Source organism: Hwanghaeella grinnelliae (assembly GCF_004005845.1).
GTDB lineage: Bacteria > Pseudomonadota > Alphaproteobacteria > UBA8366 > Aestuariispiraceae > Hwanghaeella > Hwanghaeella grinnelliae.
Window position 1 is genome coordinate 2,059,199 of record NZ_SADE01000001.1, and the last position, 15,438, is coordinate 2,074,636.

A 15,438-nucleotide genomic window follows, 5' to 3' on the forward strand; every position below is an offset into this window, starting at 1 on the left:
ACATATAAAATATCCGCTCATAAACTTTTTACTTCCGTTAGATCATCCTTCCTGGAGTGCGTTGATGAAAATCGCCTGTCTCGGTGGCGGCCCCGCCGGTCTGTATTTCGGCATTTCCATGAAGTTGAGGGACCCGAACCATGAGATCGTCGTCGTGGAACGGAACCGCCCCTACGACACCTTCGGCTGGGGCGTGGTCTTTTCCGACCAGACCATGGAAAACCTGCGGCTGAACGACCCGAAGACGGCCGACGCGATCCTGGCGGAATTCGCCCACTGGGACGATATCGACATCCATTTCAAGGGTGAGTGCGTGACCTCGACCGGGCACGGCTTCGCCGGCATCGGCCGCAAACGCATGCTGAACATCCTGCAGGACCGGGCCCAGGAACTGGGGATCGAACTGATCTTCGAGCAGGAAGTCGACGGTGTGGACGCCTATAAAGACTACGACCTGATCGTTGCGTCGGACGGTTTGAACTCCAAAATCCGAAGCGCCAATCCCGAAGCCTTCCAGCCGGATATCGACACCCGCCCCAACAAGTTCATTTGGCTCGGCACCAAGAAGAAATACGACGCCTTCACCTTTATCTTCGAGGAAACCGAACACGGTTGGATTTGGGTCCACGCCTATAAGTTCGATGCGGATACCTCCACCTTCATCGTCGAATGCACGGAAAAGACCTGGCGCGGTCTGGGTCTGGACAAGGCCGATACGGAACAGTCGATCGCGATTTGCGAGGAAATCTTCAAGGACTACCTGGACTGCAATGCCTTGATGAGCAATGCGCGGCATCTGCGGGGCTCCGCCTGGCTGAACTTCCCGCGTATCAATTGCGGCACCTATCACCACGACAACGTGGTGCTGATGGGGGACGCCGCCCATACCGCCCATTTCTCCATCGGGTCCGGCACCAAACTGGCGCTGGAAGACGCCATCGTGCTCGCCGACCTGCTGCACAGCGAAGACAGCATGGAAGCGGCCTTCACCCAGTACCAGGAAGCCCGCCGGCTGGAGGTCCTGAAGCTGCAGAGCGCGGCGCGGAATTCCATGGAATGGTTCGAGGAACTGGAGCGCTACACCCATTTCGACCCGCCGCAATTCGCCTATTCCCTGCTGACCCGCAGCCAACGCGTCAGCCATGAGAACCTGCGTCTGCGCGACAAGGAATGGCTCACCTCTGTCGAGCGCTGGTTTGCGGGAAAGAGCGCCGCCGGGGTAACCGCGAATACAGCTGCGAACGACGTCCCGCCCCCGATGTTCACGCCCTTCCGCCTGCGGCAGATGGACGTGATGAACCGCATCGTGGTCTCCCCCATGGCGACCTATAGCGCGACGGACGGTATTCCCAACGACTTTCATCTGGTTCATCTGGGCGCGCGGGCCCAGGGCGGCGCGGGATTGGTCTTTACCGAGATGACCTGCGTCACCCCCGCCGGCCGTATCACGCCGGGCTGCCCCGGCCTATATTCCGATGAACAGGAAGCCGCCTGGAAGCGGATCGTCGATTACACGCATCAATGGTCCGGCGCGAAGATCGCGATGCAATTGGGCCATAGCGGGCCGAAGGGATCGACCAAAATTGGCTGGGAAGGCATGGACCAACCCCTCGATGAAGATGGGGACGAGGGGAATTGGGAATTGCTCGCCCCCTCACCCGTACCCTGGTCGCCGAACAACCAGACGCCTCGTGAAATGACCGAAGCCGATATGGACGATGTGGAAGCCGCCTTCGTTCAGGCGGTGGAACGCGCGGACCGTTGCGGCTTCGACATGGTCGAAATGCATGCGGCCCACGGATACCTGCTGTCGGCCTTTCTGACACCGCTGACCAACAAGCGCGTGGACGAATACGGCGGGTTGCTGGAAAACCGCCTACGCTTTCCGCTGCGGGTCTTCGCCGCGATGCGCGCGGCATGGCCCTCGGACAAACCGATGTCAGTGCGGATTTCCGCCAATGATTGGGTCGGCGAAGAGGGTATCACGCCGGACGACGCGGTGGAGATCGCCCGCGCCTTCAAACAGGCGGGCGCGGATATCATCGACGTTTCCGCCGGTCAGACCAGCATTCAGGCCAAGCCGGTCTATGGACGGATGTTCCAGACGCCGTTTTCCGACCGGATCAGGAACGAAGCCGGGATCGCCACCATGGCGGTCGGGAATATTTTCGAGGTCGATCACGTCAACAGCATCCTGGCCGCGGGCCGGGCTGATCTGTGCTGCCTGGCCCGGCCGCATCTGGCCGATCCCTATTGGACGCTGCATGCCGCCGCGGAACAGGGATATCAGGGTGCTGCTTGGCCGAACCAGTACCTGCCGGGCCGGGATCAATATGAACGCAACCTCGCCCGCGCGGCGGATATGGCGATCCAGGTCTAAGGCGGGTTTGGCAGGATGAGCACTCTTGAAGGACAGATCGCGATCGTCACCGGCGCCGGCACGGGCATCGGCGCCGCCATTGCGGAACGGTTGTCGACCGACGGCGCGACACTGGCCCTGGTCGGCCGCCGGGAAGCGCCGTTGAAGGAATTGGCTGACAGGTTGAACAATGCCCATGCCTTCACCGCCGACGTGACCGACGAGCTGTCGGTGACGTCCATGGTCGCCAAAGTCACCCAGGAACTGGGGGCGCCCGGCATTCTGGTAAACAATGCAGGGGCTGCTGAGTCCGCGCCTTTCGACCGGACCAGCCTGGACATGTGGAACAGCATGCTGGCCGTGAACCTGACAGGCGCTTTTCTGTGTGCGCGATCAGTCCTGCCCGCTATGAAAAAGGCCGGCACGGGGCGGATCGTCACCGTCGCCTCCACCGCCGGGTTGAAAGGCTATGATTATGTCGCGGCCTATTGCGCGGCGAAACACGGCGCCATCGGCATGACCCGGGCGCTTGCCGGGGAAGTCGCGCGCAAGGGCATTACGGTCAATGCCGTCTGCCCCGGTTTTACGGAAACCCCGATGCTTGAAGAAAGTATCGCGAACATTGTCGAGAAGACCGGCATGGACGAGGACGCCGCGCGCAAGACGCTGACGGCGACCAATCCGCAGGGACGTCTGGTCGACCCGGCGGAAGTCGCCGACGCGGTCGCCTGGCTATGCCGTGCCGAGAGTGCGTCCATGACCGGCCAGGCCATCGCAGTCGCCGGTGGGGAGGTAATGACAGGATGAGCACAAAGAAAACCGCCCAGATGCGCCTGGGCCTGGACAAGGCCCCGTCCCGCGACCGCGCGCAAAAGGCGACTCGGTTATGGCTGCGCATGCTGACTGCGTCCCGCACCATCGAGGAAGAAATCGGCCGCCGCCTGCGTGAGGAATACGGCATATCGCTGGCCCGTTTCGACTTGATGTCGGTCCTGCACCGGCATGACGAAGGCCTGACGATGAGCGAAGTCGGCCGCCACCTGCGGGTCAGCGGTGGGAATGTGACGGGCCTGGTCGACCGGCTGGAAAAGGAAGGCCTGGTCGCACGCCAGCAGCACCCGTCCGATCGCCGCTCCATCGTGGTTTGCCTGACGCCACGCGGCCACGAGATTTTCGTCAACATGGCGAAGCATCACAAGGAATGGGTGGCGGAAATCCTCGCCTGGCTCGGCGACCAGGAAATAGACGAACTCTACGGTTTGCTGACGACCGTGCGGGATTCCGCATTGGACGCGGCGGAACAGAACAGTGACATGAAGGAGGCCGGTTAATGGCTACCGCGCAGGGTGTCCCCACGCCTGAACATTTTTTGCTTGAGATGAAGGGCGACGTCGCCGTCATCACATTGAACCGGCCGGAGAAGAAGAACCCCCTCACCTTCGAGTCCTATGCCGAACTGCGCGACTTCTTCCGCGACCTGGACCGGCAGGACGTCATCAAGGCTGTCGTCGTCACCGGGGCCGGCGGAAATTTCTGTTCCGGCGGCGATGTTTTCGAAATCATCAAACCGCTGCTGGAACGGGACATGAAGGGGTTGATGGAATTCACCCGCATGACCGGTGACTTGGTCAAATACATGAACGGCTGCCCGGTGCCCGTGATTTCGGCGGTGGACGGCATCTGTGCCGGGGCCGGTGCGATGATCGCGCTGTATTCCGACATCCGCTTCGGCACGCCGAACGCAAAGACGGCCTTCCTGTTCACCCGCGTCGGACTGGCGGGCTGCGACATGGGCGCCTGCGCCATGCTGCCCCGCGTGATCGGCCAAGGGCGCGCGGCCGACCTGCTGTTCACCGGCAAGAGCATGAGCGCGGATGAAGGACTTGCCTGGGGGTTCTACAATCAGGTCGTCGATCCCGAGACGCTGTTGGACGAGGCCGTCGCCTATGCTCAACGCCTCGCCGATGGGCCAAACTTCGCCCATATGATGACCAAAACCATGCTGAACCAGGAATGGAGCATGACCTTGGCGCAAGCCATCGAGGCGGAAGCGCAGGCCCAGGCGATTTGCATGCAGACGCAGGACTATCACCGCGCCTTCCATGCGTTCGCCAATAAGGAACGCCCGGCTTTCGAGGGGAATTAGAATGCCGGATAAATCCTTTCTGGACTGGCCGTTTTTCGAAGACCATCACCGTCGCCTCGCTGCGGATCTGGACGCCTGGGCGGCGGCGGAACTACCTGCCCTACTGGCGAACGAGCATGAAGACCTGGACGGCACCTGCCGCAAATTGGTCCAGGGTCTCTCCGCCGGCGGTTGGCTCGACTATGTCGTCCCCGCCAGTCACGGGGGCAAGTTCGACCGGCTGGACGTGCGGTCCCTCTGTCTGATCCGCGAGACGCTTGCGCGCCATGCCGGCCTAGCCGATTTCTCCTTTGTCATGCAGGGCCTGGGCAGTGGACCGGTCACGCTGGCCGGAACGGCGGAACAGCAGGATGCCTGGTTGCCGAAGGTCCGTGCCGGTCAGGCGGTTTCCGCCTTCGCACTGTCGGAACCGGAAGCCGGGTCGGACGTCGCGGCGCTCGCCACAACGGCGGTGGAAGACGGCGACCATTACGTCCTGAACGGCACCAAGACCTGGATATCGAACGGCGGCATCGCCGATGTCTATACGGTCGTCGCGCGCACCGGTGAAGCACCCGGCGCCAAGGGCCTCAGCGCCTTTGTGGTGCCCGCGGACACGCCCGGTTTCGCAGTCACCGACCGCATTGAAGTGATCGCGCCGCATCCCTTGGGCACCCTCACCTTCACGGATTGCCGCATCCCGAAAACCGCAATGATCGGCGGACCGGGACAGGGGTTCAAATTGTCCATGATGAACCTGGACGTCTTCCGATCCACGGTCGGCGCGGCGGCGTTGGGCTTCGCGCGTAAGGCACTCGACCTATCGCTGGAACGCGCCGGAACACGACAATTGTTTGGCGCGCCGATGGGCGACCTGCAACTGGTTCAGGGTAAGCTGGCCGACATGGCATTGCGCGTCGATGCTTCGGCCCTTCTCGTCTATCGTGCGGCTTGGACCAAGGATCAGGGCGCGCCGCGGGTCACCCGCGAAGCCAGTATAGCGAAACTGTATGCGACGGATGAAGCGCAGCAGGTCATCGACGATGCCGTCCAGATATTCGGCGGACATGGTGTCGTCTCAGGGAATCCAGTGGAAACGCTCTACCGCGAAATCCGGGCGCTCAGAATCTATGAGGGCGCGTCAGAAGTACAGAAGGTGGTGATCGCGCGGCAGGCTTTGGCCGATTATGCCGCTGCGGGGATTTGAGCCAAGTATTTAAGCCGGGCGTTAACGCTGGGTGTTTGAGCTGGGGGTTGTAACGATGGGAAATCTTCTGGGTAGCTATACCGCACATACCGACACATTCGCGCGGGACAACCTTCCGCCGCAGGACTTGTGGCCGACCTTTTTGCTGGACCGGCCGGAATTCCAATATCCGGACCGAATGAACTGCGCTGCCGAATTGCTGGATAAGCCAATTGAAAAAGGCTGGGGCAACCGGCCCTGCCTGCGCACCCGTCGGGAAACCTGGAGTTATGCGCATCTAAAGGCGCAGACCGACCGGATCGCCCATGTGCTGGTCGATGAATTGGGCCTCAAACCCGGCAACCGCGTCCTGCTTCGGTCGGCAAACAACCCGATGATGGTCGCCTGCTGGTTCGCCGTCGCAAAGGCGGGCGGCGTCGTGGTCGCAACCATGCCGTTGCTGCGCGCAAAGGAACTCGCCGTCATCATCGAGAAGGCTGAAATCAACCTGGCGCTCTGCGACGAACGGCTGATTGAGGAAATGGAAGGCGCGAAAGAGGCCGCCCCGCGTCTTGAGCGGATCTGTGCCTTCAACGGATCGGGTGAACCGGGCACAGGCGCGGAACTCGAGGATCTGATGCGCGGCAAACCGGCCCACTTCGACGCCTTGGATACGTCCGCGGACGATGTCGTGCTGATTGCCTTCACATCGGGCACGACGGGAAAGCCGAAGGGCACGATGCATTTCCACCGGGACGTGATGGTAATCTGCGATGCCACACCGCCCCATGTCCTGCGTATCCAGGCCAAGGACGTCTTCATCGGGTCCCCACCCTTGGCGTTCACCTTCGGGCTTGGCGGATTGGTCCTGTTCCCGATGCGCTTCGGCGCCAGCACGGTCCTGTTGGAAAAAGCCACCCCACCCGCCCTTCTGGAAGCCATTCCGGAATTTGGGGCGACAACGCTTTTCACCGCGCCGACCGCCTACCGGGCCATCATGACCGCGGTGGAAGAAGCGGCCCCGCACCGGGGCGATGCGCTGAAATCGCTACGGAACTGCGTCTCGGCGGGTGAGACGTTGCCCAAGGCGACCTTCGACGCCTGGAAGCAGATGACCGGTATCGCCTGCATCGACGGATTGGGCTCGACCGAAATGCTGCATATCTTTATCGCCGCCCCGCCCGAAAAGATGCGCGGCGGCGCGACCGGCTATCCCATGCCCGGCTATGAAGCGAAAATCGTCGATGACGACATGAATGACCTTCCCCCTGGTGAAGTCGGGCGGTTGGCCGTGCGCGGGCCAACGGGTTGCCGCTATCTGGCCGACGACCGGCAGACCGTCTACGTGCGGCAAGGATGGAACCTGACCGGTGACGCCTATTCAATGGATGAGGACGGCTATTTCCACTTTGCCGCCCGCGCTGACGACATGATCATCTCCGCCGGTTACAACATCGCCGGGCCGGAAGTGGAGGATTGCCTGCTGGAACATGCCGGTGTGGCCGAATGCGCCGTCGTCGGTGTCCCCTCTGAAGACCGCGGCACAATCGTCAAAGCCTATATCGTTCTGCGGTCCGGCTATGAGGCAGAGCCGGCCTTGACGGAAGAAATGCAAAATTTCGTGAAAAACAGGATCGCGCCCTTTAAATATCCGCGCGAGATCGAATTCGTCGACGTCCTACCCAAGACCGAGACCGGCAAAATTCAACGCTTTAAACTGCGGGAGACCCCCTGAGCCATGACGGTCTACAAGACCCCTATCACCGTCCTTTTCCGCCATTGCGACGTGGCGGGCATCGTTTTCTACCCGCGTTATGTGGAAATGGTGAACGACGTCATCGAACGCTGGTTGGACGAGGCATTGGGCTGTTCCTTCAAGCAAATGCATCTGGAACTGAACGCTGGGATCCCCACCGTGAAGTTGGAGGTGGAATACCTTGCGCCCGCGTCACTAGGCGATGTGTTGGAATTCCAATTGACCTTACGCGACCTTGGAAAAAGTTCCTTCAAGACACGTATCATTGCCATGCATGGGGAAACCAAGGTTATGGAAGTGCGCTCCACCCTCGTCTGGGTGAAGTCCGGCAACGCGTTCAAAGGCGAAGGCGCGATGAAGGCCCAGCCGCTGCCGGCCGACATCCGCGGCAATATGGAAAAATTCCTTGAGGTCGATCCTAAGGACTTCATTCAAATCGCCGAGGGAGATAACTGATGGACGTTCTGCTGCCGGAAGGCTGGAAGAAGGGAAAAGGCTACTCCCACGGCATGGCTGAAACCATTGAACCGGGCGACAAACTGATCACGCTTGGCGGGTTGATCGGTTGGAACGGCCAAGAAGAATTCGAAAGCGATGACTTTATAGAACAATGCCGCCAGACATTGGAAAACGTCGTCACCGTCCTGGCGCAAGCCGGCGCCGAGCCGAGCGACGTGATGTCCATGACCTGGTACATCACGGACAAAGAAGAATGTTTGGCCAGGCAGAAGGAATTGGGCGCGGCTTATCGCGCCACCATGGGCGATCATTTCCCGGCCATGGCCATGGTTGAGGTCAAAGCCCTGATGGAAGACCGCGCCAAGGTGGAAATCGAAACCCGCGCGGTTGTCAAAAACGAGCGTTAACGGCCGCGAGCCAGCTGTATTTGAGTCACGTTTCCTTGGTTTTCTTTAGCCGTACAGCGCGGCCAAGCTCCGCGCCGGAAAACCATATGACCACGCCAAAGCAGCAGACAATCATCATGTAGGGTGCGGCATAGTAGCGGGTGTCGAACCACGGGATGAACACGAAATGAAAGCAAACCATCAGCAGTGACAGCAAGGCCGTCTCCCCATAGGGACGAAGAGGCTTGGACCGGAAGGTTAGGCCATAGGCAATAAGCGCCAAGGCAATCAGCATCGGATATTTAGCGCTCTTGTTCGCGACCATGTGAACCTGCCTTACCAGGATATCGGCAAACATGGTCGGCGTGACGGTGAACTCCTTAGTCATCATGTAAGGCTGCTGTGAAATGAAACTGTGAAAATAGACGGCTTGGTAACTCGGCGTGTCGAGCGGGATTGAAATCGCTGCGTATAGCACCAACGCTCCAAGACCCCAGGCCACCGCTTCCCGGAACCTCATGCGGCGTTCTCCAGTCGCTAGGAAGGTGGCCACCCCCAGGAAAGCGCCGAAATAGAGAATAGCGTCCATGCGGACGATCATCGCGGCAAGGAAACATATGCAGGCAAGGCGGCGACGCCCTTCCGTGAAGCTTATCAAAGCACCGGCGATCGCAAGAGCGGTCAATCCGTCGGGGTATTCGTACCTCGCTGTCTGAAACAGGCCGGCGAGCAACCCTGCAATCGCGATCGGTATCGCGACCGGCGCAGAAAGCTTTCGCAACAACCAAACCGCCACTAGTGCAAAAGCCAGGGCCGCCGGAATCGCCGCCATGATGCGCGTCGCCAAATATGGATCGACCCCCAGATAGGTCAGGCCGATGACCGGCACGATGAACCCCAATTTATAACAGGCGACGTGCAATTGTTGACGGAACGCTTCCGGGTCCGTCGCGACGATTGATCGATAAAGACTGATCCCCGGCGGACTTTCCGTCAGTTCCCGATAGGTGCGTTCTGGAATGCTCGCTTTCAAATGGTCATAGGTCTGACGCTGAATTTCCGGCCAGTCGCCATCCGTCGTCGCGTCGAATACACAGCCCAAATAGAAAATGACGTCGAAAGCATGCTTGGGGGTCGCCAGGGAGATCCCCGCGAATACGATGCTCAACAGCAACACACCCGCAAGGGCCCAACGCGGGACACGTCCCGATCCTGTTACCCAATCAAAAGCGCGCACCCGCTGCCCTTTCCGCTGCTTTCGGCGTCTTTGCGTATAGGCGAGTCACGGTTTCACGCCAAGCTAGGTAAGTGCTGCTCTGTTCCAACGCTACGGGACGTCCATGCCGATGGGATCGACGACAAGGACGCCCAGGGCATCCAGGCACGGGACGGTCTTGGGTCGGTCATGGATGCAGTTTCATTCCTTTCATGACCTTATCGACCGTCTTTCGGTCCGCATGGAGGGCAATGGCGACCAGATCAAGCTCTTCCAACGGCACCGCGGCGACGGCGGCGCGGTTGTCCTGATCGTTCCCGGTCGCGAACAGATCGGCTGTGAAAATGATCGGTACTTCGCCGCGCGACAGCGCACGGCTGTTCGCCTTGGTCAGATCGGCTTTCTCGACCTCATAGACCAGGATCGGCTGGCGGATCATTGCGCCGTATTGCGTGCCCGACCCGTCGGCATAGGGCTCACCGATCAATTCCGGGCTTTGGCCGACAAGACCGCCCGCCAGGAAGCTCACCGCATTCAGCTTTCGCCAAGTCTCTAAACCGTTCCAAACCGCGATGGCGATTTTCGTATCGTATTGCATGGGGCAGCCTCCGACATCACATTGTTGCAATGGCACATTCTCTAGCAGGCACATTTGACGTCGGTCTTGAACGTTCGTGCGTTCCCGGCAGCCCCACGCGGCGGGATTGGGTCCGTCACGGCGCCTGCCCGCCTGGCATGGAACGTCATGAAGCCTTTTTCGCGGGCTTTGCCTATGCGCCGCACAGGCACGATACCTACGCCATCGGCTATACGGTCGAAGGCGTGCAAAGCTTCGGTTACCGCGGAAGCGAGGAACACAGCCTGCCGGGCCATGTCATGGTCTTGCATCCAGACGAAGTGCATGACGGCCATGCCGGGACCGAAGACGGGTTTCTTTTCCGCATGCTGTATCTGCGCCCTGACGTCATCCGCGATGCCCTTGCCCAGGCTGGGCCCGGGGGACGCCCCGCCCCCCTTCCTTTCATCGACGGGGCGGTCAGCCGCGACCCGCGCGTCATCCGGGCCTTGATGCCGGCCCTGGCCGATATGAAGGCGGAGATAGACCCGCTGGAGGCGGACCGGATCGTTCAGGAACTGGCCGACGCCCTGAATGCGATATCCGGCAACCTCCTGACGCCCCCTTCCCGTTCCCATCAACAGGCTGTAGACCGGGCGCGCGAGTACCTGCGCGGCAATCTTGCCGATACGGTCACGTCGGAAGAATTGGAACAGGAAACCGGCTTGGACCGATACGAGCTTTCCCGGCAATTCCGCCGGCTTGTCGGTACCAGTCCCTATCGCTATCTGGTGATGCGCCGCCTGGACGCGGTGCGCGATGCTATCCTCGACGGCGATAGCCTTGCCGATGCCGCAATGGCGGCGGGCTTCGCGGACCAGGCCCATATGACACGGCATTTCAAAAAGGCTTTCGGGGTGACGCCTGGTAAATGGCTCGCGCTCTCCCAAAAGACCCCTTAAGGGGCGCCTCAGAGGCCTGACGAAACCCAACCCGCTGCCGACCGGCATGGAGACATATTTTGGCGAGACAGTTATTGCCGGAACGGCCCAAGGGCCGCGATTTGCGGACGCTGCGGCGCGCGGCCGGGTTCCTGCGCCCCTATTGGCCGCGGGTCGTGGGCGCGATGGTCGCGCTGATGGTGACGGCATCTGCCGTACTGGGCCTTGGCCAAGGCCTGCGTGCCCTGATCGATGGCGGGTTTTCCGGGGGCGACCCCGCCGCCCTCGAAAACGCCTTGGGGCTGCTCGTCGGCCTCAGCATTGTCATGGCCATCGGCACCTATTGCCGTTTCTATCTTGTCACCTGGTTGGGCGAGCGCGTCGTCGCCGATTTGCGGGACGCCGTTTTCGACCGGGTCATTCGGATGGATCCCGCCTTTTTCGAAGTCACCAAGACCGGTGAAATTCTTTCCCGCCTAACCACCGACACGACCTTGTTGCAATCGGTCATCGGATCCAGCGTCTCCATGGCGTTGCGCAATACGCTGATGATGATCGGCGGACTTGCGATGATGTTATTCACCAATGCCAAGCTGACCCTGCTCGTCCTGCTGGTCGTCCCCGTCGTCGTCGTGCCCATCCTGTTCATCGGCCGGAAGGTCAGAACCCTGTCGCGCGCCAGCCAGGATCGTGTCGCCGATGTCGGCGCCTTTGCCGAGGAGAGCTTCAATGCGATCCACACCGTTCAGTCCTATACCCATGAAGAAGCGGACCGCCGCGCCTTCGCCGCCGAGGTAAAAAACGCCTTCACTGTCGCCATCGAACGGACCCGGTTGCGCGGCCTGTTATCCGCAACCGTGATCCTGCTGGTTTTCGCCGCGATCTCGGTCATTCTGTGGGTCGGCGGCAATGACGTGATGGAAGGAGTCATTTCCGGCGGGGACCTGGCAGCCTTCGTCTTCTATGCAACGGTGGTGGCGTTTTCCGTGGCGATCATTTCGGAAGTCTACGGCGAATTGCAGCGCGCCGCCGGCGCGACCGAACGGCTTGTCGAGTTGTTGGAGGCCGAACCAGATATCCTTCCCCCGTCCCAACCAGTCCCCATGCCCGTCCCCCCGCAGGGCCGCATCGCGCTGCAGGACGTCACCTTCCACTATCCCTCGCGCCCCGACATGGCGGCACTGAATGGCTTCACCCTAACCGTTGAACCGGGTGAGACCGTTGCGTTGGTCGGTCCGTCCGGCGCCGGCAAGACGACCGTGTTCCAATTGCTGCTGCGCTTTTACGATCCGAATTCCGGCACGGTGAAAATCGACGGTGTCGATGTCAGCGCCGCAGATCCGACTTTGGTCCGGCAGCGCATTGCCCTTGTCCCCCAGGACCCGATTATCTTCGGCGCGACCGGACGGGAAAACATCGCCTATGGCGACCCGGACGCCTCCGAGGATCGCATCCATCAAGCGGCGAAGGATGCCCGCGCAGAAGAATTCCTGACCCGCCTTCCTGAAGGTTACGACACCTTCCTGGGTGAGAAAGGAGCGCGTCTTTCCGGTGGGCAGCGGCAGCGTATTTCCATTGCCCGTGCCATCCTTCGGGATCCCGCCATTTTGCTGCTGGATGAAGCGACAAGCGCCCTGGACGCGGAGAACGAGCGTCTGGTGCAGGATGCCCTGAACCGTTTGATGGCGGGCCGCACGACGCTGATCATTGCCCACCGACTGGCGACCGTGGTCAATGCCGACCGCATCGTGGTGATGGAGGACGGGCAAATCTCGGCAATCGGCACGCACAAGGAACTGACCGAGAATAACGACCTTTATTCCCGCCTGGCCAAACTGCAATTCAGAGATTACTGACTTAAACGATCTCGGTTATTCTTGCCATTCAACGCGTTGTATCTACCGGTGCCGCGTACGCTTGAAGCACCGGCAAACGACAACAGTTGCATCGTTATCTTGTCAAACACCGGGGACCGCAATTTCCTCAACAATAGCTCGCCGATGATCCGGTAAGTGTTCAACTATTGGGACAATCTCCGCGGGACCGGGGCGATGCCTGAACAGCGCACCGAGCATTTGGTTGTTCTGACTAGACCACTCCTCGAGTTCCTGCTCGCCCTTGCTGACGGCCACGCCGACCGGCTATTTCCGGAGCGGGCATGCCTCCCGCCCCATCAACCGCTTCAGATAGGCTTTCAGGTTCGGGAACCCGTCACTCAAGAAACCGATCCGCCACCCCATGCCGACTGCGATGCAGACATTGATATCCGTGGCGGTGAACCGGTCTTCCAGCATGAAGTCGGTTTTCGCCAGACGGTCTTCCAGCACCTGCGCCCCTGCCCTGTAGAACTTGGCGGATTGCTCCACGACATCCGCCTTCCGCTCCTCTTCCGGCAGCAGGAAACTCATCTTGTTCTTGAAACCCGCATAAGCCCAGGCCTCCACTTCGCTCGTCGCGAACAAGGTCCATTGGTCGTGCAGGGTACGCGCCCATGTGCCCGGTTTTGCGATAAGGTTCTTTTCCGGCACTAGATCGCAGATCGCCGCAACGATGGCGGAGGACTCGAATAGCGGCTTCCCGTCGATCAGCGCCGCCGGCAGTTTGCCCATGGGATGGATTTTGCGAACCGCGTCACTGTGAAACGTCTCGAAATTGTTTCCTTCGGATCGGTAGTCCAATCCGGCCTCGTTCAACGCCCATCGGCATTTCGAGGAACGCGTCGGTTTAAACTCATAAAGAACGATATCCGGCATATCCGCAGTCCTTCCGCCATATTTTATTAACAATTCTTGACTTTGCGGACCGTGGGACAGCGCTTTAATATGTTCAAGAACATATTAAAATCCGCAGAAATCCAGGAAAAACACCATGCCTCTGTCACGTGAACACAAAAAGAATACGCGAACCCGAATCCTGGAAGCCGCCAGGCGCCTGTTCAACAAACGAGGATTCAACAACGTGCCGATCGACGACATCATGGCGGAAGCGGGCCTGACACGTGGCGGTTTCTACAACCATTTCCGCGCTAAGGAAGACCTTTACGCGGAAGCGTTGACCACCTTTGCGGACGGGGCGAAACGCGCCGTCATCAGCAGCGCCCATACGGGACCGGACCGGGTCCTCTCCTTCATCCGGGGCTATATTTCCCGTCGCCACTTGCAGACCGTTGAGGATCAATGCCCGCTGATCGCTCTTTCAACCGATGTCGCGCGGGCCGGACCGGCCACTAGGCAGGCATATGAAGGAATCGTGCGCAACATAATCGAATTCTTCGAAAACGAAGCACCCAGCAATGATACGCTGACGGCGCGGGAGCGCAGCCTTGCCACCGCCGCCATTTGCATCGGCGCAATGGTCTTGGCCCGGACCGTCGATGACAAGTCTCTGGCCGAAGAGATCTGCGATGCGTCACGCAAATTGGCGGAAGAAACCGTCATACCGTCAAAGGCATAACGGCAGCCAGGGGCCCGGTCAGTGCTGCTTCTTGAACTTTTCCGACAGGAAAATACCGAACAAAACCAGGAGCAGCGCCACGCCATGGAAGATGTGGAATTCCTCTCCCAGGAAAGCGACGGCCATGCCGGAAGCAAAAATCGGCACCAAATTGACGAAGACCCCGGCGCGACTGGGCCCAATCTTCTCAACCCCCGTAATGAAACAAAGTTGAGAGACGAAGGAAGGAAAAATCGTTACAGCCAAGACAATGAGCCAACCCAACGGAGTCGGTGCCAGGAAATCACCCATGATTATCTCACCGGCGAAGAAAGGCAGGGACACGAAGAAAGCGACAATGGACAGGCCGGAGAATAATCCAAGCGTCGACACCGGCGGTTTACGCCGCAATCCGATGGCATAACTGGCGTATAGGAAGGCTGCCACCAGCATCAGAAAATCGCCGTCATTAACCGTCAACGTGACGAGGCGATCCATACTGCCACGGGTGACAACAACGACAACGCCAACCAGAGTGACCACCACCCCCAACCCCTGGATGACGCGAATCTTCTCCTTGTACAGAAGGTAGCTGCCGACCATCACGAAAACCGGAATCGCCCCCTGAATAATGCCCAAATTGATCGCTGTCGTACTATGGGCTGCGATATAATAGACGGCATTGAACAGCGTAAATCCGGCGGCGCCCATGGCGCAGACAAAACGCCAATGACGTTTCAACATTGGCAAATCGCGCAACAGAGGTCCGCGCATGAACAGCGCGATCAACAGAACGACCCCGCCCCAACGGGCAGTCACCAATGCAAGCGGTGAAATCTCACCGACCGCCAGCCGGCTCAATACGGCGTTCCCGCCCCAGCACAAAGTAGCGAAGGTCAGAAACATATAGGCATCGATGGACCATTTCGGTCCCATGTCTGGCGCGTTGGAAGCCTTGGCTGTATCGCTCATACTAATTCTACTCGTCCTGAAACACGCCGTTGCGGCAAAGCCCGGGCCGG

General features: G+C 59.9%; 15 protein-coding genes. 11 read left to right on the forward strand and 4 right to left on the reverse strand.

Annotated features, from left to right (window positions below):
• The first annotated feature begins 64 nt into the window (after positions 1-64).
• The 8 genes from EOI86_RS09540 to EOI86_RS09575 are packed head-to-tail and all read left to right on the forward strand — an operon-like array spanning position 65 to position 8,292.
• Entirely contained in the window at positions 65-2,380 is a 2,316-nt protein-coding gene (locus EOI86_RS09540) for a bifunctional salicylyl-CoA 5-hydroxylase/oxidoreductase (RefSeq protein ID WP_127764826.1), read from the forward strand.
• Positions 2,381-2,395: 15 nt separating this feature from the next.
• Entirely contained in the window at positions 2,396-3,166 is a 771-nt protein-coding gene (locus EOI86_RS09545) for an SDR family NAD(P)-dependent oxidoreductase (RefSeq protein WP_127764827.1), read from the forward strand.
• Positions 3,163-3,690, forward strand: coding sequence for a MarR family winged helix-turn-helix transcriptional regulator (locus tag EOI86_RS09550; protein ID WP_161973765.1), 528 nt, complete (start codon positions 3,163-3,165; stop codon positions 3,688-3,690). Before EOI86_RS09545 ends, EOI86_RS09550 begins: the two co-directional genes overlap by 4 nt.
• The gene (locus EOI86_RS09555) at positions 3,690-4,505 is read left to right on the forward strand and encodes an enoyl-CoA hydratase family protein (RefSeq protein WP_127764829.1); all 816 of its coding nucleotides are present in this window, start codon (positions 3,690-3,692) and stop codon (positions 4,503-4,505) included. Before EOI86_RS09550 ends, EOI86_RS09555 begins: the two co-directional genes overlap by 1 nt.
• A gap of 1 nt (position 4,506) precedes the next feature.
• Positions 4,507-5,691 carry an acyl-CoA dehydrogenase family protein gene (locus EOI86_RS09560; protein WP_127764830.1) on the forward strand — a complete coding sequence of 395 codons (1,185 nt, stop codon included), beginning with the start codon at positions 4,507-4,509 and terminating at the stop codon, positions 5,689-5,691.
• A gap of 55 nt (positions 5,692-5,746) precedes the next feature.
• Positions 5,747-7,405 carry an AMP-binding protein gene (locus EOI86_RS09565; RefSeq protein ID WP_127764831.1) on the forward strand — a complete coding sequence of 553 codons (1,659 nt, stop codon included), beginning with the start codon at positions 5,747-5,749 and terminating at the stop codon, positions 7,403-7,405.
• A gap of 3 nt (positions 7,406-7,408) precedes the next feature.
• Positions 7,409-7,882 (forward strand): acyl-CoA thioesterase, encoded by a 474-nt coding sequence (locus tag EOI86_RS09570; RefSeq protein ID WP_127764832.1) that lies wholly within the window; start codon positions 7,409-7,411, stop codon positions 7,880-7,882.
• Positions 7,882-8,292 carry a RidA family protein gene (locus tag EOI86_RS09575; RefSeq protein ID WP_240035605.1) on the forward strand — a complete coding sequence of 137 codons (411 nt, stop codon included), beginning with the start codon at positions 7,882-7,884 and terminating at the stop codon, positions 8,290-8,292. Before EOI86_RS09570 ends, EOI86_RS09575 begins: the two co-directional genes overlap by 1 nt.
• 25 nt (positions 8,293-8,317) lie before the next feature.
• On the opposite strand, the gene EOI86_RS09580 is transcribed toward EOI86_RS09575, so the two are convergent.
• Positions 8,318-9,439, reverse strand: a complete 1,122-nt coding sequence (locus EOI86_RS09580) for a hypothetical protein (RefSeq protein ID WP_127764834.1) — start codon at positions 9,437-9,439, stop codon at positions 8,318-8,320.
• A gap of 235 nt (positions 9,440-9,674) precedes the next feature.
• The gene (locus EOI86_RS09585; RefSeq protein ID WP_127764835.1) at positions 9,675-10,085 is read right to left on the reverse strand and encodes a DUF2000 domain-containing protein; all 411 of its coding nucleotides are present in this window, start codon (positions 10,083-10,085) and stop codon (positions 9,675-9,677) included.
• A 137-nt stretch (positions 10,086-10,222) separates the two neighbouring features.
• On the opposite strand from EOI86_RS09585, the gene EOI86_RS09590 reads away from it, so the two are divergent.
• Positions 10,223-11,005 (forward strand): AraC family transcriptional regulator, encoded by a 783-nt coding sequence (locus EOI86_RS09590; protein WP_205032113.1) that lies wholly within the window; start codon positions 10,223-10,225, stop codon positions 11,003-11,005.
• Between the two features lie 59 nt (positions 11,006-11,064).
• Positions 11,065-12,840 (forward strand): ABC transporter transmembrane domain-containing protein, encoded by a 1,776-nt coding sequence (locus EOI86_RS09595; protein ID WP_240035606.1) that lies wholly within the window; start codon positions 11,065-11,067, stop codon positions 12,838-12,840.
• 285 nt (positions 12,841-13,125) lie between these two features.
• Here EOI86_RS09595 and EOI86_RS09600 read toward each other — a convergent pair whose 3' ends face one another.
• A complete protein-coding gene (locus EOI86_RS09600) occupies positions 13,126-13,737 on the reverse strand; it encodes a glutathione S-transferase family protein (protein ID WP_127764838.1) in 612 nt (203 codons plus the stop codon).
• Between the two features lie 115 nt (positions 13,738-13,852).
• Between EOI86_RS09600 and EOI86_RS09605 the strand changes: the two genes are divergently transcribed.
• On the forward strand, positions 13,853-14,437 hold the full coding sequence (locus tag EOI86_RS09605) for a TetR/AcrR family transcriptional regulator (RefSeq protein WP_127764839.1): 585 nt from the start codon (positions 13,853-13,855) through the stop codon (positions 14,435-14,437).
• 18 nt (positions 14,438-14,455) lie between these two features.
• On the opposite strand, the gene EOI86_RS09610 is transcribed toward EOI86_RS09605, so the two are convergent.
• Positions 14,456-15,388, reverse strand: coding sequence for a DMT family transporter (locus tag EOI86_RS09610; RefSeq protein ID WP_205032114.1), 933 nt, complete (start codon positions 15,386-15,388; stop codon positions 14,456-14,458).
• Positions 15,389-15,438 lie beyond the last annotated feature (50 nt).